The 19,937-nt window shown below is 53.2% G+C and carries 12 protein-coding genes; 2 read left to right on the top strand and 10 right to left on the bottom strand.

Annotation, left to right across the window (positions count from 1 at the left end):
- Positions 1 to 31: 31 nt before the first annotated feature.
- Positions 32 to 1,696 carry a GspE/PulE family protein gene (locus tag HRQ60_RS17960; protein WP_172198318.1) on the bottom strand — a complete coding sequence of 555 codons (1,665 nt, stop codon included), beginning with the start codon at positions 1,694 to 1,696 and terminating at the stop codon, positions 32 to 34.
- 420 nt (positions 1,697 to 2,116) lie between these two features.
- Here HRQ60_RS17960 and HRQ60_RS17955 point away from each other — a divergent pair, with 420 nt between their 5' ends.
- On the top strand, positions 2,117 to 7,216 hold the full coding sequence (locus HRQ60_RS17955) for a choice-of-anchor A family protein (RefSeq protein WP_172198315.1): 5,100 nt from the start codon (positions 2,117 to 2,119) through the stop codon (positions 7,214 to 7,216).
- Between the two features lie 128 nt (positions 7,217 to 7,344).
- Here HRQ60_RS17955 and HRQ60_RS17950 read toward each other — a convergent pair whose 3' ends face one another.
- From HRQ60_RS17950 to HRQ60_RS17940, 3 genes are read right to left on the bottom strand one after another with little or no spacing between them, the layout of a single operon-like run.
- On the bottom strand, positions 7,345 to 9,180 hold the full coding sequence (locus HRQ60_RS17950; RefSeq protein ID WP_172198312.1) for a hypothetical protein: 1,836 nt from the start codon (positions 9,178 to 9,180) through the stop codon (positions 7,345 to 7,347).
- Between the two features lie 28 nt (positions 9,181 to 9,208).
- Entirely contained in the window at positions 9,209 to 9,790 is a 582-nt protein-coding gene (locus tag HRQ60_RS17945) for a type II secretion system protein (RefSeq protein WP_172198309.1), read from the bottom strand.
- Positions 9,771 to 10,307, bottom strand: a complete 537-nt coding sequence (locus tag HRQ60_RS17940; RefSeq protein ID WP_172198306.1) for a prepilin-type N-terminal cleavage/methylation domain-containing protein — start codon at positions 10,305 to 10,307, stop codon at positions 9,771 to 9,773. The genes HRQ60_RS17945 and HRQ60_RS17940 overlap by 20 nt, the downstream gene beginning before the upstream one ends.
- A gap of 298 nt (positions 10,308 to 10,605) precedes the next feature.
- Here HRQ60_RS17940 and HRQ60_RS17935 point away from each other — a divergent pair, with 298 nt between their 5' ends.
- On the top strand, positions 10,606 to 11,394 hold the full coding sequence (locus tag HRQ60_RS17935; protein WP_172198303.1) for an alpha/beta hydrolase: 789 nt from the start codon (positions 10,606 to 10,608) through the stop codon (positions 11,392 to 11,394).
- Positions 11,395 to 11,550: 156 nt separating this feature from the next.
- On the opposite strand, the gene HRQ60_RS17930 is transcribed toward HRQ60_RS17935, so the two are convergent.
- From HRQ60_RS17930 to argB, 6 genes are all read right to left on the bottom strand, one after another.
- Positions 11,551 to 12,537: a GGDEF domain-containing protein gene (locus HRQ60_RS17930; protein WP_172198300.1), complete on the bottom strand. Its 987-nt coding sequence runs from the start codon at positions 12,535 to 12,537 to the stop codon at positions 11,551 to 11,553.
- Between the two features lie 547 nt (positions 12,538 to 13,084).
- Positions 13,085 to 14,488 (bottom strand): argininosuccinate lyase, encoded by a 1,404-nt coding sequence (argH, locus tag HRQ60_RS17925; protein ID WP_172198406.1) that lies wholly within the window; start codon positions 14,486 to 14,488, stop codon positions 13,085 to 13,087.
- A 778-nt stretch (positions 14,489 to 15,266) separates the two neighbouring features.
- The gene (locus HRQ60_RS17920) at positions 15,267 to 16,505 is read right to left on the bottom strand and encodes an argininosuccinate synthase (RefSeq protein ID WP_172198297.1); all 1,239 of its coding nucleotides are present in this window, start codon (positions 16,503 to 16,505) and stop codon (positions 15,267 to 15,269) included.
- A 154-nt stretch (positions 16,506 to 16,659) separates the two neighbouring features.
- Entirely contained in the window at positions 16,660 to 17,616 is a 957-nt protein-coding gene (gene argF, locus HRQ60_RS17915) for an ornithine carbamoyltransferase (RefSeq protein WP_172198294.1), read from the bottom strand.
- Positions 17,617 to 17,746: 130 nt separating this feature from the next.
- On the bottom strand, positions 17,747 to 18,934 hold the full coding sequence (locus HRQ60_RS17910; protein ID WP_172198291.1) for an aspartate aminotransferase family protein: 1,188 nt from the start codon (positions 18,932 to 18,934) through the stop codon (positions 17,747 to 17,749).
- Between the two features lie 158 nt (positions 18,935 to 19,092).
- Positions 19,093 to 19,860, bottom strand: a complete 768-nt coding sequence (gene argB / locus HRQ60_RS17905) for an acetylglutamate kinase (RefSeq protein WP_246281393.1) — start codon at positions 19,858 to 19,860, stop codon at positions 19,093 to 19,095.
- Between the last annotated feature and the right edge of the window lie 77 nt (positions 19,861 to 19,937).

Below are 19,937 nucleotides of genomic sequence, written 5' to 3'. Positions count from 1 at the left end.
CAGCTCCTCGCCATTGTTCGATGCCCTTCCGTTAATGGGCGACGGTTTCTTTCATGACTTCCTGCAACGTCGTGATGCCCATGCCGACTTTGCGGAAGCCGTCTTCGAGCAACGACTTCATGCCTTCTCTTTTCGCAACGTCACGCATGTCTTCGATACTGCCGGATTCATTGACCAGACGCCGCATGGAATCTGTCATAGGCAGAACTTCGTGAATGGCTACCCGACCGCGATAACCTGTCGTACTGCAATTGCCGCATCCTCTGCCTTTGTACAATTTATCGGCGAAAATCCCGTTACTCTGCATAAGAATTTTTTCCTGTTCCGAAGGCGTGTACTCCGTTTTGCATTCCGGGCATATTTTCCTGACCAGACGTTGAGCCACGACTCCAATGAGCGATGAAGCAATCAGATAGGGCTCAATGCCCATGTCCCGAAGCCGTGTCACACTGCTTACCGCATCGTTGGTGTGAAGCGTAGACAGAACCAAGTGACCGGTGAGCGAGGCACGAACCGCGATCTCTGCCGTCTCCGTATCCCGGATTTCCCCGACCATCACGATGTTCGGGTCCTGCCGGAGAATGGAACGCAGACCCGCCGCAAACGTCAAGCCTACCGCCGGGTTCACGTGAACCTGGTTAATGCCTTCGATCTGGTACTCGACCGGATCTTCGACCGTAATGATGTTCGCTTCTTCGGTATTCAAGTGGCTTAGTGCCGAATACAGCGTCGTCGTTTTGCCGCTGCCGGTAGGACCCGTAAGCAGCAAGATACCGTAAGGACGTTCGATCATTTCTTTGAACACGGTCGTATTGCGGTCATCGAATCCAAGCTTATCCATCGACTGTACGCCGGTCGTCAAGTCGAGCAACCGAAGCACGATCTTTTCGCCGTGCACGGTAGGCAATGAAGATACCCGAATATCGATCATGCGATAATCGACCTGCATCTTGATCCGGCCGTCCTGCGGCAGACGCCGTTCGGCGATGTTCAGCTTGGCCATGATCTTGAGGCGCGCGGTAATAAAGCCCTGCATCTGCTTGGGAATCATCCGTTCGGTTCGCAGCGATCCGTCGATCCGATAACGGATCGCCAGATTGTTCTCGCCCGGATCGACATGAATGTCGGATGCCCGCAGTTGAGCGGCCTGCTGGATCATCTGGTTGACCAGTTTTACGATCGGCGAATCTTCGTCGGTGATCTCGGTCTCCTCGATCTCTTCCGCGCTCGGCAGCTCGCCCATCATGAGGTTCATCGAGTCGCGCATGCCGTAATGCCGGGCGATCGCGCGCTGCAGTTCGTCCCGCGTACAGATGGCCGGCTCGATCCGGAAACCCGTGCTCATCCGCAAATCTTCGATCGCGAAATAATCAAGCGGATCGGCCATGGCGACCATCAGCTTCCCGCCTTCTTTCATGAAAGGAAGCACTTGATAGCGCTTGGCCATGCTTTCCGGAATGATCTGCGTGATCGCCGGGTCGATCTGGTATTTAAACAGGCTGACGTGGGGAATTCCGAGCTGGAACTCCAGCACTTCGATCAACTGCTGCTCTGTGATGGTGCCCTGCGCGATCAGGTGGTCGCCGAGCTTACGCTTGGTTTCCCGCTGCTCGACGAGCGCCTGCTGCAGCTGCTCTTCGGAAATAATACCGTTCTCGACGAGCAGGTCGCCGAGCCTTTTTTTAACGATTGCCATTCCCGCTTCATCTCCGCCTATATTTATTGAAATTTGAGATTCAAACTTTGTCGTTTCCAACCGAAATAGATTAAGGATTAACAGGCGCCTGAGACAAATGGTTCACCAAAATTGGGACCGACGGCCCGAAGCGTCTTTTTATATATCGTAGAATCGGGAGGGTTTTTTAAGAGGATTTGAGAAAAAAATCGAAAAATCGTGTATACTCGCAATTTCATACATTTTTTTTCGAGTACTGAGTAAATAGTATTGAGAACGTAAGTCTTATGACCTAAAATGATTATATATCATACAGGCAGAATTTTGACAATTCATTTAGCTGAATTCGAAGTTTTTTACTGAATAATGAAATAATCTAGGAAAAAACGATTACAAACGAGTAACCAAATAGATCGGATGAAATAAAGGAGGAATTACTTGATGAAGAAGAGAATGATGTGGGTCTGGACGATGCTTCTGGCTCTCGTGTTGATCAGCGTGCCGTTCGGGATCTGGAAAGCCATGGCGTCTGATCCGCCTTATAAAATCAAAATTTTGGAGATCGTGGATAATCCCAAACCGGACGGAAGCTATTCTTTGTCCTCAGCGCTCGGTGTTAACGGAAACGTCGTCGTCGAGACCATGCGCATGAAAAAATTCGTCGCCCTGCGCGACGAATTGGACGGCAAATACGACGCGATCTACTTCGGAGCCGAAAAAGCAGAAAATTCCGGATTTTACAGTACCGAACAACCAAGCAAGTTTACTTCCCAATCCGGAGACGCTCAGTCGCAGGCACACGATACGACCAAAAAAATGAACGATATCACAAAGCTCAAAGTAGAAGAAATTAAAAAGAAATACATCAGCCGGAATCTGCCGGTGATTTTTAATACCGCGATCGCGGACAAACAACCGTCCGGCGAACTTCGCTCTTTCTACAATACTTATTTGACCGAGCCGGCCAGCAGCGTTTCTTACGTCGGAGCCTCCGACAGCGCCACTTTTCGGGCTCTCGTCAGCAAGATTAAAGCAGGCGACGCTTCGTTCAAACAGCGCCCGCAGCTTGAAGTTCTGTCCCAACCGACCGACTTCATTAAAGATCCTACAAAAATTTATAGACCCGGCGATACGCTGACTTTCAATTTCAACGCAAACTACGTCAAAGACTTCTCCACGCCGGTCAACGTGACACTTTACGCCAGCGTAGATAAAGTACTGCCGATGACGGCCGCTAACGTCGTCGCCAGCAAAACCATCAATCAACAAAACGGCACGATCACTTATACGCTGCCGCAAACTTTTTCGGGTCCCATCTATTGGAAACTGGTGCTCAACGCCAACAATCAAAGCGATTACGTTTCCGGTGCTTTCAGGGTCAGAGACCAGAAAACGACCATCCGCGTTCTCCAGGTCATGCCGAGCGACAATGCCAGCAGCCTAAGAACGGAAACGAACATGAAACAAGATTATTTGAAATCGGACGACTACGATATTCAAATTACGCCAATCTTGTTCAAAGATTTTAATACGGAAAGCAATGAAAATTCGTATTCCAAGTTGAACGGAAAATACGACATGGTCATCTTCGGATTCATAGATAATTATAATTCGAAAACTTCCAGCGAGTTAACCGACCAAACCGCCAAATACGTAAATGATTTCATTAATACCGGTCAGGCGGTCATGTTCACGCACGATACCATGATTGGCGGCAATTCAAACGCTTGGGTCAAGAATTTCCAAACGACGACCGGGCAAACCGGACTTTATACGAACCTGGGATTAGGAGCTCCTAATCCCTCCACGCGCACGAAGATTGTAAACAGCGGCATGCTGACGCAGTTCCCGTTTGATCTCTCGCTCAAACCTTCTAATGACGGCGGCTTTGTGGGCCAGGTCCTTCAAACGCATGACCAGTATTACATGCTGAATCTCGAGGATCCCCAGGTCGTTCCTTGGTATAACATCGTAAGCGAAGACGCAGATACGTATAAAAGGGATAGCGACGACAGTTATGATCATTATTATACGTATTCCAAAGGAAACGTGACTTACTCCGGAACCGGCCACGTCAATAAAAAATTCCCGGAATGGGAACAAAAGTTATTCGTCAATACGATGTTCCGTGCATTCATCGGTTCGAATCATGCTCCGTCGATTCAAGTGATCACTCCCGAAGCTTCCGATCGCACGCTTCCTTCGTATCTCAGCGATCTAAGCTTTAGTTACAAAGTCAACGATTTGGATATCAAAGATCTTAATCTCACTTCTTCTGCAAAAATTTGGGTAAACAATCAAGAGCGTCCCGACCTGGCCATCGCCAAAAAGACGATCGGAAAAGGACAAGTCATCAGCGAAACCTTTGCCAATCCTTTGGCCGTCGACGGCGGGAAGATTCGGATCGAAATTACGGCAATGGACGAACAGGGAGCCAAAGCGACTCAGAACATCGACCTTGTCATTGAAAAAAAGGAAGCGATCCTGAAAACTTCCCGCACGATCAATAATGCGAACGCGCAAAAAACATTTAAGGTCGGCGATTCCATCGAAATTGACTACAAAGTAGAAGCGCAGCCTATCGAGCTTAGCAAAGTAACGACCAACGGCACGCCGATGCCAACGATGGAACTTACCAAGGTCAAATATACGGAGACGCTGCCGCCAAATCTGGACTTTCCCAAGAACCCGGCGACAGGACTTTCGATTCTGCCGGATGGAGTGGTCATTGACAGCGGCGATGCGAATACAGGATACGTGATCAGCAAAACGTTCACCAATCCGATCACTTACGTGCTGTCCGACGACAAAAAATCGTATAAAGCCAAAAGCGGCAGCGATATCTTCTTCACACTAACCGTTATTCCCAAAAAGACGCGGGAAAACCCGTACCTTTTGAATAAAGCGCATTTGTCTTACGTCGATTTTCCGCAGCCGGCAGCAGACCCGACGTCTACGGCATTGAAAATATTAAAAGATTATAGTCTGATTTTGACCGGCAACGTGGCAAGTACCATTAATGGAGGAGGTCCTATTAAAGGATCTATCATTTCTAATTCGGATATTAATTTCACTTCATTTGCTGTAGCTAACCAAGCTGTGATTTCAAACAAAAGTTTAAATTTCTCTAATCCTGGGGGTGGAGCTAGAATAACCAACGGTTCAATTTGGACGACAGGAAACCTATCGGTTGGCAATGTTGGACTGTTGGATAGCCAGTTATACGCTGTAGGTAATTTGACCTTAGGTACCCAAACAAATTTGAATTCTTCCAACGCGGTGTTTGGTGGTACAATCGATATTGCTAGCGACCGAGCCATAAAAGATGCTCCTGCAGCTATTCAAGATAAGCTTAATGAGCGTCTGCTTTCCTCCGGCATCAACGGCTTCCCAACCATGATTCAATCGTTCTCTGCCCTTTCTGACGGTTATAAAAACATGGCTGCTAACGGGGTTGTAGAAGCTAAATGGGGCAACTTATATCTGACGGGTAAAGATCCTACAATGAACATTTTTAATATTAATACTGATACTACGCCTCTTGCAAAAACTAACCTTACCGTGCCAGAAAACTCTACCACAATCATAAACGTCAGCGGCAACAACGCTGGTTTTACAGACGGGTTTCTCACAAAGGGTACAACTACACAATCTTTGCTTGTGAACTATGTAGGAACTGGAACTTTCTCCGTCAGCAATGCAGTAATTGACGGAACGCTTTTAGCTCCTACGGGAACTGTTGCATTTACGGGAAGTAATGTTCAGGGTGCAATAGTAGCCAGTAAAATAACGGGCAATGTTGCTATTTATAACAAGACATTTACAGGATTAGGTCCTACTATTTCTTCAGCACAACCGACGCCTGGTAAAAACCAGTCCGTCATTTTCCCGCCCGTCGACTTCTATGTACCGGTCCTGGTTTCTTCGATCGAACTGCAGGATAGCTTTATTTGGATCAAAGACAGTCTCACGATTTCTGCCAAAGTCCTTCCTGAGAATGCATTGAATAAAACGTTGACCTGGGAAAGTGAGAATCCTTCCATCGTAAGCATCTTGAAGAATGGACCTACTGACCGTACAACTACGATTACAGGCATCTCTCCGGGTACCACCCGAATCTGGGCAATCGCCAATGACGGAAGCGGCATCAAAAAATCGGCCGAAGTTACCGTGGCTGTTTCTCCGCTTTCGATTGAAGGCAGTCATTCCGTTGGGCTGAACGAAACGATCGACGACATTAGAGCTGTTGTCAACGATGACTCGTTGGAACTCACGAACATCAGATGGACCTTGTCCGGCGGAACGGAAACGGCAGACGGCAACCAAAATTCTATTGCTCTCCTTAAAAAGCCTTTAAGCGAAGCCAAGGTTTCTCTGAGCGGCAAAAAGATCGGTTCGGCAGATGTGCAGCTAACGGCAACCGTAATTAAGAAAAACAAAGCCGGAAACGAAATCAGCCGCCGGGATTGGACGGCGCCCGTCCATACCATCTATGTCATCAATCCGTTGGAAAGCATTTCGGTCGACGGTCCAAATTGGATTCCGGTCACCAAAAGCGGTTCTTCGACTAGTCATTCAATCGATTTGATCGCAAAAGTGGAACCGGAAAAAGCAGTTTTGAAATCGGTGCTATGGAGTGTAAGCGAAGGAGACACGTCGGGACGCCTTACCAACACGGCTTCGAACGGAACTCCTCTTGCCAATTCACTTATCTCTTTGGACAAACCCGGAGAAGTCGTCGTAAAGGTAACGGCTACTGCCGAAGGTGCGGCAGCTCCGGTAGCTCCGGCGTTCAAATCGATTCGCGTAGTCGACGTGAATATCCGTAAAGTGACAGGCAAAGAACCCGAAACACTTGAATCGCTTCCTGAACAGCCTGTCGTTTACTTCAACAGCCAGCTGGATTTGAAAGCAGCTTTCGACACGTACGATCTTAACAGCTGGACGAAGCGCCCGACCGATTATTCATGGACCGTACAGAATCTTACAAAAGGTACGGACGGCAGGTGGACCGTTGATTCTTCGAGCACTCAGCCTTATGCGCAGCTCTCCGATACAAAGAACGGCTACGCTACGTTGAAACCGGACAACGGTCTCGAAGGCAAAGTCAGAATAACGGTAACCGTCGGCGGTATGACCAGTTACCAAGACATCGAGGTTCAAGCCCGACTGACCGGACTGCAGCTGCCGAGTCCGATCACGGTTCAAGAAGGCCAGAGCCTCAACCTGAACGCTCTGCTGAACCCTGCGCCGGGAGTCATGGTCGGCAAATTGCCGCAGATTCTTCCGGTGCTGGATTGGAAGAGCGACAATCCGAACTCGGCTGCTGTAGGAAACGAGAAGAACGATAAAGGGTTAGTGACCGGCGTCAAAGGCGGTACCTCCACGACGGTGACCGTGATGTATCCGTCACCGGACGGATCGCTGGACAATAGGATTACGGCGACCACGGAAATTCGGGTCACTTCCAGAAATACGCCAGTCAATCCGACGGATCCGACCGACCCAGGTAGCGGTCCTATCGGCGATAACTTGTTCTAAAATTTGAATGATGCTTAAGACTGACACACCTACGGAAAAAACAAAAGAATCCCCCGATGCTCAAATCGAGCATCGGGGGATTCTTTTGTTGCGTCATAGCCGAGCAGGTTGATCTCGCATACAGTTTCCTATTCCAACTGCAATTTGCCCACGCTCAGACTGACCTGTTCGACCTGCGGCAGTCCGATCCTTTGGTGCGCATAAACATCGTCATTGTAATGAACTTTGAAGCGGGAATCGGAAGCCTGACTGCCGTCAGGTCCCTGGGTAGCAAAAGCAATATCGCCGTCTCCCTTCGCGGAGTTTCCGATCACCGCATTGATCGTTAGATTGCCTTTGGCAAAAAATCCGCCGTCCAGCACGAAGTTCGAACCTACCCCGTATAAAACAGCCGTCGAATCCGTATAGAAGAAACCGCGCAGAGTCTGAACCGCAGCATTGTTTTTGAAGGCGTCCACCCGATTCAGCAGAACGGAGCCTTTGGAGATCAATACGATCTCCTTCTTTTGCCCGTCTTCTTCTTTGCCGAGAATTGTCGCGTCTTCGATGGTCGTATCCCCCATGACGAACATGGTGGAGTCGACGTTCACCGTGTTTGTGAATCGCACGCTTCCCGTAACCAATACGTTGCCCAATACGTTGGTAGGCTGCTCTTCTCCGGCGAGCGTCAGGCTGCCGTTGACAATCAACCAGTTTTTTTTGTTCTTTGCGCCCAACGTCGAGAATATTTTGCCGTCGAGCGCCAGGTCGCCTTTGAAAACGGCCGTCGAAGACAGGCTTCTCAGTTCGTTTTCGAGCGTTCCGATTTCCCGATTGTATCGGTCGGTTTCTTTCTGATTGTCCTCAATAACTTTTGCGACTTCTTGGTTATGCTTGAGGATCTGCGCCGTCGTCGCGGTTTCCGGATTCTCAAGCACCGGAAGAGGCTCAATCTTGGCGGGTTTGGGCATTTCCAGCACTTTGATGCCTGTATCCTGCAAACTATTGACGACTGCCGACATGCTGGCCGAAGGCGAAGCTCCCTCGCTTTTATACCTTGCCAACAGGTCGCTCGACGAGGCTCCGGTATACGTTAACGCTTCGGCGAGTTTGTCGATAAACGATTCCTCCACATTGATCCGGACAAATTTCTGCCGGTCTTTGATCTGCAGCTGCGAAACGCCGATACCAAGCGCTTGCTTCACCCGATCCTCTACTTTGGCGTCACCTTCCGCGATAATCGGGGTCACGCGATCTTTTTGGTCGCCGCTTAGAAAACGATCCAGTCCTTGAATGAAAACCAGGCCTCCGGTGACCATTTTCGGATATAAGCTCGTTGTATCTAATTTATGGCCTTCATACACGTACTCCGGACGATTCGTTACGATCAGATTGCTGCCCGCATAGATGTTGCCATTGATGTACGGAGCACCGTTGAGAATCAGATTTTGTTCGGAACCGAATGCGTATTTCAGAAAATCAGGGTACATGTTAATTTTAACTTCCTGGGTCAGCGTTCGTTTAACGTCGTTGACGATTCCCGCCGCTTTGAGCGTAACCGTATAGGCCGTACCGGCTCGCAGAGAATCATCATCCGGAAAATCGGCGACGACCGTCGGCCGTACGATCAAACTTCCCGAAGCACCGGGCAAAACGCTCGTCTGCACGTTATCTTTACTTTCCGGAATCCCGTCGGGATTCACCGGAATCGTATTGACAATATTCTCGATCTCGATTTTCAGATTCTTCGCATCAAAACTTGGCTGTGCCACTCTCGCGTTCAGCTTCGTCGAAATAAACGCTACCGACTCGTCCAGCACTTTCTGCGTCAACTGAAGGCTCTGAATGTCGTTCTCGCGCGTCAGCGTTCGTCGCGATCCGGCTACTGTCGCACTGAGGATCGTCACACCGAGCAGGGTCAGGATCAGCATCATGAACATGACCATTACGAGCGCAGAACCTTTTTCTTCACGCCACCGTTTCATTTTCGCTCTCCTTTTCATAATCGTGCCGTCAGAATCCAAAGCGGCTCTCCAGCGTAATCTCCGACGCATCCGAGCCGTTGTCCATCCAAAGGACCAGCTTGATCTTAATCAATCCGGTCTCCAAATAACCAAAGACGTTCAAGTTCTTGCCCTCGAGTCCGATGTACGAATCCGCATTGGCTGAAGAAACTACCAACTTGCCCCCCCCTCTGATTCTCGTCGCTTCGTAGGAAGCCGTCGTGTCCGTCTTGGAGCGATGAATCTCCAGTTGACCGTCCTGAATAACGATTTCCTCGGCTGTGTCCATATTCGGCGTACCATCGGCATTCTCTTCCACGAGCTGAATGCCGTAAGTATTGCCGCTGTCGTCGGTCAGCGGATATACCCGATCAGGTGCCGACGTGTACAACTCCGTAATAATCGAGGACATCAGCACATCGCCCTGATCGCGCAGGTTGTTCTCCACACTGATCCGATTGTAACTGCGAAATCCGAAAAAAATCGTCGTCGAGATAATACCGAGGATAATGCTCATGATCGACAACACTGCAATCAGTTCGATCAATGTCACGCCTTCTTCTCTATGCAGTTTAGCGAATAACTTTCGCATTCACGTATCCCTCCACCGTAACCTCATCGGCTCCCAGGCTACTTTTTCCCGCCGATATAGGCCTGATCGTTGCCGTAATCGGCAGCAGCAGGTTCCCGCCCTCCGCATCAGACTTGGCAAGCTCGCTCTGATGGGTGATGACGATTCGATAATCGATGCCGTTGACGGAAGGGCTCAACACAGCAGTAATCACATCCGTGCTGCCGTCGTCGAAAATATCGGCAAACGCACAAGCGCCCGGGGACGAAGTTCCGCACGAGGCGAACGTTTGCGAAGTTATTTCCGGAGAGAACGAATTGAAATAAGCCTCAAGCCGATCGAAGTCCTGCTTCTGCATATAGACAACCGCGCTGCGCGCCAAGTTCGACATAATTGTTTTGTTCTGGTTCGACTTGGAGAAGGTCAGCGCATTGCTGAAATAAGCCGTGAACGCCAATGCCACAATCGCTAGGATAAGCATTGCCGCCAACACTTCGATAAGCGTAAATCCTTGCTCTTGTTTAAACCTTTTCAGCAAAAAAGTTCTCCTCCTTCCGACACGCCCATGTCATATTCCGTACACCGGGAAACGGGCCATATTCGTCTATATATCGGTCTTTTTCACTTCTTTCATTATATGTTGAGGCAGGAGGAGGAGCAACGATTATTTAGGTCTTTCGGCCCTGATCCCAATGACTTGTGGAAATCGCATGAAAGTCAACAAAAGTGGTATGATAGACAAGTCGAATAAAGCGTTTTCTTCAACGATCATCGATTGGATCTCGACTCTCGCATTATGCATTCAAGGTACTTACACCGAAGGAGGAACTTTACTTATGGCATTGTTGTCCTGCAACTTTTACTCCGAATCGCTCGGCCTCAGCACGTCGATGAACGTCATTCTGCCGCAGCAGACCCGTTCGCAGATCGGCTTGGCAAACGTCAAACGTCCCGGGCCGCATAAAACGCTGTACTTGCTGCACGGATTGTCCGACGATGACACGATCTGGGTACGCCGGACGTCGATCGAACGATACGCCGCCGCTTACGGAATCGCGATCGTCATGCCGCAGGTACACCGGAGTTTCTATACGGACATGGCTTACGGGGAAAAATATTGGGAGTTTATCAGCGAAGAGCTGCCGGAATTGGCGCGCTCCTTCTTCCCGCTGTCGGCCGAGCGCGAAGACAACTTCGCGGCAGGACTGTCGATGGGCGGATACGGGGCATTCAAGTTGGCTTTGCGCAGACCCGATTTGTTCTCGGCGGGAGCCAGCCTCTCGGGAGCTCTGGACATCGCTTCGATGACCGAAAACCCCGACAACCCCCGCTCCGGCCTCCTGCGTACCGTTTTCGGCGAGGAAAAAGTACGCGGCAGCGAAAACGATCTGCTGTACCTGCTGGATCGCGTATCGAAATCGAGCATGCCGAAGCCGAAGCTGTACCAGTGCTGCGGCACCGAAGATTTCCTGTACAAAGACAACCAGACGTTCAAAAAAGCTGCCGAAGGCAGCGATCTGGACTTTACGTACGAAGAAGGTCCCGGCGAACACGAATGGGGATATTGGGATAAAATGATCCAAAACGTGCTGGAGTGGCTCCCTCTCGGCGATCCGAGCAAGTAAAGAGCGTTCGCCGGCTTTGTTCGTATCATTCTAGACGGAAAAGATTGCGAAATGACAAACGACTGCTATTATGCGCGAATGCGAAAAAGCCATGTCCCGGTAACGATGAGACATGGCTTTTTCGGCGTTGAAGCTCGGCGAAAACTTTTTAAGATCCTATTCGGAAGTCGGAGCATCGGTTCGGCCGGCGGACGATGCGGCTTCGTTGGAGCGCCCTAATTCGTTGCTCGCTTTGCAGATCCGATTGCGCCCGCTTTCCTTCGCGCGATACAAGGCATCGTCGACGCGGCGGAACAAGGTTCTGGGGGCTCCCGCGTACGACAAGCCGTAACCGAGCGAGACCGTCAACTCCAGACGGGTTCCGTCATCCAATACGAAAGCATGCCCCTCTACGACCGATCGTATCCGTTCCGCGACGCGCACGACCGACTCTTCTTCGTGACGGTCGATCACGATCGCGAACTCTTCGCCTCCGTTACGGGCCGCATAGCTATCGACAGGCGAACACGAGGTCAGAATTTTGCCGAGCTGCCTGAGCACGATATCCCCGGCCGGATGTCCGTGCGTGTCGTTTACGCGCTTGAAGTGATCGATATCGAGCAGGATTAGGCCGAACTCTTCTCCGTGCTTCTGGGCACGCTTCACGCGTCGATCGTACAGCATATGAAAAGCTCTCGGATTATGCAGGCCTGTCAGGAAGTCGCGATGCGCGGCGTCTTCCATAAAAGCGAAAAGTTCGTTGGAATTTTTGAGATGGCGCAGCATGAGGAAGGTAAAGACGGCGGTTCCCGCGATGATCACGGAATAGACCGGTATGATGCTGACGAAACTCGGGCCGATCATGATATAGAAACTGACCAGCAGCACAACGACTTGAACGGCGAAAGCCAAAGCCCATCTTTTAGGTTCCAACTGTCCTTTCTTCAATACCAAAATGACGAGCAGGAACGTGACGAGCGCGTTGGACGCACCGACGTACGAAGATAAACCGAAATCGCCGAACAAGAAAAAGCGGAATACCGCGATGATCACGCTCGCCGCAAGACCGCCGGGAATTCCCGCGACGTACACGCCGATAATGATCGCCGTTTGACGAAGGTCGATGACCGAATTTTCTCCGATCGGAAAAGAGAATTCCATCATGAGGATGCCCGCGACGCCCAAAGCGACTCCGGTGAACCAAGGCAACCAAGAACCGGAACGCGCAGCCAGCGAGGATTTACGAAAACGATTTAAAAAAACATTACCGAAAAACAACAACGTCGCCAGAATCGTAAAGTTGATAAATAACTCTTTGAACATAATTAAGATTGCGCCTCGCAGTCTGCAACAATGCGAATTAAGCGGCCGACAGATTAGCCGGCCGCTTTTTCTACATTTTACCCGATTCCCGAGTTTCTGCAAACAAACTTTGCTTTTTTCAAAATAAAGGAAAAAGCAAAAAACGCCTTCGCGGAGGAAGACGTTTTTGCTTTCGCAAAGGCTTACTACGACGAACGAGCATAAGGACTGCGGAAAAATCCGTTCGAGCCGACCTTTGAACGAAGCGGTCGAGAGCAGCATACGCAAGCCTGCGAACGCGCATTTTCGGCTGCATTCGCGATCTGCGCAGCTGCTTTACCGCACTTTCTTCAACCGTTACCTCCGCACTTCGGCATTCATACTGTTCCGGGTAAGATAAAATAACGGCTTACAGTCGGGTACTCAACCACTCGGTGGTGCGTTCAAGCGTTGTCGTCGCGCGTTCGATAGCCGCTTCGACTTGAGGCTTGGCCGTGCCGCCATAGACGTTGCGGGCATTGACCACGTTCTCCGGCTGAAGCACATCGTAGATTTTGTCGTCGAACAGATCGGAGAAGGTCTTGAATTCTTCGAGCGTGAGGTCAAGCAGATACTTGCCGTTCTCGATACAGTACAGGACCGTTTTGCCGATGACTTCGTGCGCGTCGCGGAACGGAAGGCCTTTGCCGACCAAGAAATCCGCAATGTCGGTCGCGTTCGAGAAGTCTTTGTTGACCGCTTCACGCATGCGGCCGGTACGAACCTGCATCGTCGCGATCATCGGAGCGAACAAACGCAGCGCGCCGTCGAGCGTCGCTACGGTGTCGAACATGCCTTCTTTGTCTTCTTGCATGTCTTTGTTGTACGCAAGCGGCAGAGATTTCAGCACCGTCAGCAGACCCATCAGATTGCCGTAAACACGGCCCGTTTTGCCGCGAACCAGCTCGGCCACGTCCGGGTTCTTCTTCTGCGGCATGATGCTGCTGCCCGTGCAAAACGCGTCATCCAGCTCGACGAAGCCGAACTCGGTGCTGCTCCACAGAACCAGCTCTTCGCAAAGACGGGACATGTGCATCATAAGAATCGAAGCGCCGGACAGGAACTCCAAAATGAAGTCGCGGTCGCTGACCGCGTCCAGGCTGTTCTCGTACACGCCGTCGAAGCCCAGCTGCTCGGCCACGAAATGGCGGTCGATCGGAAATGTCGTTCCCGCAAGCGCGCCCGCGCCCAACGGCAGTACGTTGATGCGCTTGTAGCTGTCCATCAATCGCTCCGCGTCGCGTTGGAACATGGAGACGTAAGCGAGCAGGTGATGCGCGAACAGGATCGGCTGCGCTCTTTGCAAATGCGTGTAGCCGGGAATGATCGTGTCGGTGTGCTGCTTGGCTTGGTCAATTAGCGCTTGTTGTACCGCTTGCACCAGACCTGTCAGTTCGACGACGCGGCTGCGCAGGTACAAGTGCATGTCGGTCGCGACCTGGTCGTTACGGCTGCGGCCGGTATGCAGCTTGCCGCCGACCGGACCGACTTCCTGGATCAGGTGCTTTTCGATATTCATATGGATGTCTTCGTCGGAAACGGAGAATTCGACTTCGCCGGCTTCGATCTTGTGCAGGACTTTAATCAGGCCTTCGGCGATCGTGTCGGCGTCTTTTTGCGGAATGATCCCGCATTTGCCCAGCATGGCGACATGCGCCAGGCTGCCTTGAATATCTTCTTCGGCCAGTGCTTTATCGAAATCGATGGAGGCGGTATACTCCTCGACCAGACGGTCGGTCGGCTTGGTGAAACGGCCTCCCCATAGTTTATTCATCATTGACCTCCCCCCTCCCAAACCCTCCCCGAGGGAGGGCCCCAAAGGGCGACTGCCCTCTGGACACCTGTAAAGGGCAGAGATTGCGGTCGGCTTCGGGCGGGAGGTTTGCTTAGTTTAGTGGTGGTGCTGGCGGTACGTGCCGCCGCGCTTGCCCGGCCTTCGGCGGGCCGCGGCTGACTGCGGTGCGGGATGCGCTCGATGCGGGCAGCGGCTTGCTGCCTGGTGCGACGCGCGGACGGGACTTCAAGACGGGCCGGAGACGGAACACTTCGTGGTTCCTGTCCGGCCAAGGGCGGTGTCGAAAGCGGGCCGCTTCGCGTGGCCCTGTTCGACCGGAAGACCCGGAGCCGGAGGCAGGCAGCTGCGCTTGCCTTGTCCGGCTAAGACCCGAGGCTGGATACAGGCGGCTGCGCCAGCCTTGTCCAGCCAAGACCCGGGGCCGGAGACGGAACACTTCGTGGTTCCTGTCCGGCCAGGTTCCCGTTCGGGGAACCCTGCTTTTGGCTGCGCAAGGTCAAGGTCAAGATCTTGTCCGGCTTCTCGCGCAAGCCGGACGCCCTTTTACTTCCTTATAAAAAAGGCGAATAGCGTGGGTGGAGGGGGGAGTTTCAGTGTAGGAGCTACAGACTTTCGAAGAAAGTCACTTCGGAAGCATAAGCTTGGCGTTCGCCTTTGCAATTGGGAAGCCTCCTTCTAGTCTAATCAAGCTTCCCAATTGCAACACGCGACCGGAACGAACCTCCCCCCGGAACCCACTCTTTTTCACCTCAAACCATTACTTTCTTTGATTTTGCTCTACGCCTTTTCCCACTTTCAATCTCAAAGCGTTGAGGCTGATAAACCCTGTCGCGTCATTTTGATCGTAAGCTTGGCTCGGATCGGCTTCCATCGTGGCGATGTCCGGGTTGTACAGGCTGACCGGGCTTTTGACGCCGGCGCCGATAACGTTGCCTTTGTACAGCTTCACGCGGACGGTGCCGCTCACGTTCTTCTGGCTTTCGGTAACCAGCGCCTGGAGCGCAAGACGTTCGGGCGCGAACCAGAAGCCGTTGTAGACGAGCGTGCTGTAGCGGGTCAGCAGGGAGTCGCGCAGGTTCATGACCTCGCGGTCCATCGTCAGCGATTCCATCTTGCGGTGGGCGGTGAACAGGATCGTGCCGCCCGGCGTCTCGTACACGCCGCGGCTCTTCATGCCGACAAAGCGGTTCTCGACCATGTCGACGCGGCCGATGCCGTGCTTGCCGCCGAGTTCGTTCAGCTTGTCCATCACCTGCAGCGGGCTGAGCTTTTCACCGTTCAGGGCAACGGCGTTCCCCTGCTCGAATTCGATCTCCAGCATTTCCGGCTCGTCGGGCGCATCCTGCGGGTCGGCGCTGAGCAGGAACATTTCTTTGTTTTCCGGAGCGCTCGGATCGAACCAAGGATCTTCCAGTACGCCGCTCTCATAGCTGATATGCAGCAGGTTGCGGTCGGTGGAATACGGCTTGGCGGCGGAAGCGGTGACCGGAATACCGTGCTTCTCGGCATAGGCGATCATCTCGGCGCGGCCCGGGAAGGTCTCGCGGAACGTGTCGAGTCTCCATGGAGCGACCACCTGGATGTCCGGGGCAAGCGCGGCGACGCCGAGTTCGAAGCGAACCTGGTCGTTGCCTTTGCCTGTTGCGCCGTGGGCGATCATCGTCGCGCCTTCGGCGCGGGCGATTTCGACCATCCGCTTGGCGATCAGCGGACGCGCGATGCTGGTGCCCAGCAAATATTGGCCTTCATACAAGGCGCCGGACTGGAACATCGGATAGATGAAGTCCGAAGCGAATTCGGCCTGCAGGTCGTCGATATACACTTTCGAAGCGCCTGTGGCAAAAGCCTTTTCTTCGAGGCCGTCCAGCTCTTCCTTTTGCCCGATATCCGCGGTAAAAGCGATAATCTCCGCGTCATACGTTTCTTTGAGCCATTTCAGAATGATCGAGGTATCCAGTCCGCCGGAATAGGCGAGTACGATTTTTTCTTTTGCCATAAGTCTATATTCCTCCGCTCTAAAAGTTCACTGTCTGTATGCGATCCATTAAATTCAATCTATTCATGTTCGGCGCAGAAACGTCGTTTTCCTGCCTGGGCCGAATCCGCCGTTTTTCTTTTTGCACGCTGCGATCCCGAGTCCGGGCAGAGCGTTACGCCATCAACGTCGCCATAACCGCTTTTTGCGCATGCAGCCGGTTTTCGGCTTCATCGAAAATCACGCTGTTTTTGCCGTCGATCACGCCCGCGCTCACTTCCTCGCCGCGGTGCGCCGGGAGACAGTGCAGGAACAGATAATCGGATTTGGCGTGCTGTACCAGCTCTTCGTTGACCTGGTAGTCTTTGAACGCCAGTTCGCGCACTTTCTGTTCTTCCTCGAAGCCCATGCTCGCCCAGACGTCCGTATACACGGCGTCGGCGTTCTCGATCGCTTCGCGCGCGTCGCGCACGATCGAGATCTTCGCGCCAGTGACGTTCGCGATCTCGCGGGCCTGGCGCACGATGTCGGCATCCGACTCGTAGCCTTCTGGACTTGCGATGCTAACGTCCATGCCCATCTTCGCGCCGCCGAGCAGCAGCGAATGGGCCATGTTGTTGCCGTCGCCGATGTAGGCCAGCTTGCGGCCGCGCAGCGAACCTTTATGCTCCTGGATCGTCTGCAGATCCGCCAGCACCTGGCACGGATGGCCGAGATCGCTCAGCGCGTTGATGACCGGGATGTCCGCGTATTTGGCGAGCTCCGTCACGTTTTCATGGCCGAACGTCCGGATCATGATGCCGTCGAGATAGCGGGACAGCACGCCGGCCGTATCCGGAATCGCTTCGCCGCGGCCGAGCTGAATATCGTTTTTGCTGAGGAAAAGAGCGTGTCCGCCAAGTTGGAACATGCCTACTTCGAACGAAACGCGGGTACGCGTGGACGATTTCTCAAAAATCATGCCCAGCGTTTTGCCTTCCAGCGGCCGGAACGTCTCGCCCGCTTTCTGCTTGCGTTTGAGTTCGATCGCGAGATCGAGCAGGTACTGGATTTCTTCCGTCGTATAGTCGGTCAATTCGACAAGGTCGCGTCCTTTGAGAGCGAGCCCGTGCGCCTGTTGATTCAGATCCATATCAAACCCTCCTGGAATTCATCGATTTCGTAAAAAGGGAGCGTCTGCGAGCCGGATGCTGCGTCCCGGTCCGCCAAACGCTCCGTCGGCGTCGTTCATAAGGCCGCATCGGCGGCGGATTCTTTCTTGATTAAGCGCTCGGCGTCGGCACTTTCTCTTCAATCACCGAAGCGACGATCTCTACCGCCTGCATCACTTGTTCTTCGGTCACATACAAATTCGGCAGCAGCCGGATCACGTTCGGACCGGCCGACACGAACAGCAGACCGCGCTTCTGTCCGGCCAGAACCAATTCGCTTACGGGTTCCGCGCATTCGATACCGATCAGCAGACCGAGTCCGCGCACTTCTTTGACAAAAGGATTGCCCTGCAGACGCTCGCGCAGTTTGTTCATCAGCAGATCGCCGATTTCCGCGGCCCGCTCCGGCAGACGGTCTTCCTGCATCGTCTCGATCGTCGCGATGATCGCGGACGAAGCCAGCGGCGTGCCGCCGAACGTCGTCGCGTGACTGCCTGCGGTGAAGGCTTCTTTGAGATAGGCGCGCCCGATCATCGCCCCGGCCGGGAAGCCGGAAGCAATGCCTTTGGCGACGGTGAAAATGTCAGGCTTGATGCCGTAGCGATGATGCGCGAACCAGGCTCCGGTCCGGCCCATGCCGGTCTGCACTTCGTCGACGATCAGCAGGATGCCTTTGTCGCGGCACAGCTGTTCGATCTGCTGCGCGTACGCTTGATCCAGCGGATAAACGCCGCCTTCGGCCTGTACCATTTCGATCATGACCGCGGCCGTATGCTCGTTGATCGCCTGCTCGATCGCATGGATATCATGCGGAGGCACCGTAACAAATCCGGCGGGAAGCGGCAGGAAGCCTTCTTTGACTTTGTCCTGTCCGGTCGCGGTCAGCGTAGCCAGCGTGCGGCCGTGGAACGATTTGCCGAGCGTAATGATCTCGTAGCGATCCTCGCCTTTGACCTTCTGGAAATAGCGGCGTGCCAGCTTGATCGCGGCTTCGTTCGATTCGGCGCCACTGTTGCAGAAAAACACGGCGTCGGCCTGCGCCACTTCGGCCAGCTTCTTCGCGGCCTCTTCCTGCTTCGGAATGACGAACAGGTTCGACGTATGCCACAGCGTATCGATCTGCTCTTTGAGCTTGTCTCCGACCTTCTTCGGCGCGTGGCCGAGGTTGGTGACGGCGAGGCCGCTCATAAAGTCGAGATACTTGTTGCCTTGGTCGTCCCACAGCCAGCTGCCTTCGCCTTTGACGAGGGCGAGGGGATTGCGGGCGTAGGTTTGAAACAATGCGCTTTCTTCGGTCATGGTCTTGCACGCTCCTTCCTGGGTTCGGCGAGAAGCGGAGGGAGAAGTGCGTTGGCACTCCTCCCCTGCACTTCTCCCTCCGCTTGGCCTGCTTCATCGGGGTAATCATTCACAAAAATCAGGGATTAGGGTATTGTTCAAGTCCGTTCTTCCGAACGTCATCGTCGGATCGCAGTCCCGATCTGTTCGCCGGACAGAAGCCGGCTCAGCACGCGTTCTTCGCGGCCGTCGACGATCATGACTTCCTGCACGTCTCCGTGGATACATTTCATCGCGGCGCGGACTTTGGGAATCATCCCGCCGTAGATCTCGCCGCTTGCGATCATCTCTTCGATCTCGGCAAAAGTAACGGACGGCAGCGCCGCCTTGACGCCGTCCACCGTCTTCAGGATGCCGGGCACGTCGGTCACGACGATCATGCGCGGCGCACCGACAAAGGAAGCGACCGCGCCGGCCGCCGTATCGGCGTTGATGTTGTAGCGCTGTCCTTGGGCATCCACGCCCAGAGGAGCGATGACCGGCATATAGCCCATTCCGAGCACGCCGGAGACTATCCCCGCTTCCACGTGTACGACGTCGCCGACCAGACCGACTTCGGCGGCGTTGGCAACCGGCTCCGCCTGAATCAGCGAACCGTCGGAGCCGGACAGTCCCAGTGCTCTGCCTCCGGCGGACTGGATCCGCCGCACGATCAGCTTGTTGATCGTTCCGGCAAGCACCATTTCCACGACGTCGAGCACTTCTTCGGTCGTGCGCCGAAGTCCGTTGACGAACTCCGTCGGAATACCGAGCTTATCCAGATTCTCGGAGATGGCCGGTCCGCCGCCGTGCACGATCACCGGCCGCACGCCGTCTGCCTGAAGCTGCGCCAGATCGGCGAAAAAAGCTTCAGGCAAAGCGGCCAGCGTGCTGCCTCCGCATTTCATGACGAACGAGGCCTGCACGTTCGGTTGGTCCGTGCCCGTCCGAAGCGGGGCCGAAGAGCCGTTGTCGTGCGGGAACC

Origin of the sequence: Saccharibacillus qingshengii, from assembly GCF_013185195.1 — a bacterium.
Taxonomy (GTDB): Bacteria; Bacillota; Bacilli; order Paenibacillales; family Paenibacillaceae; genus Saccharibacillus; species Saccharibacillus qingshengii.
This window is presented reverse-complemented; position numbering and strand designations above follow the sequence as displayed.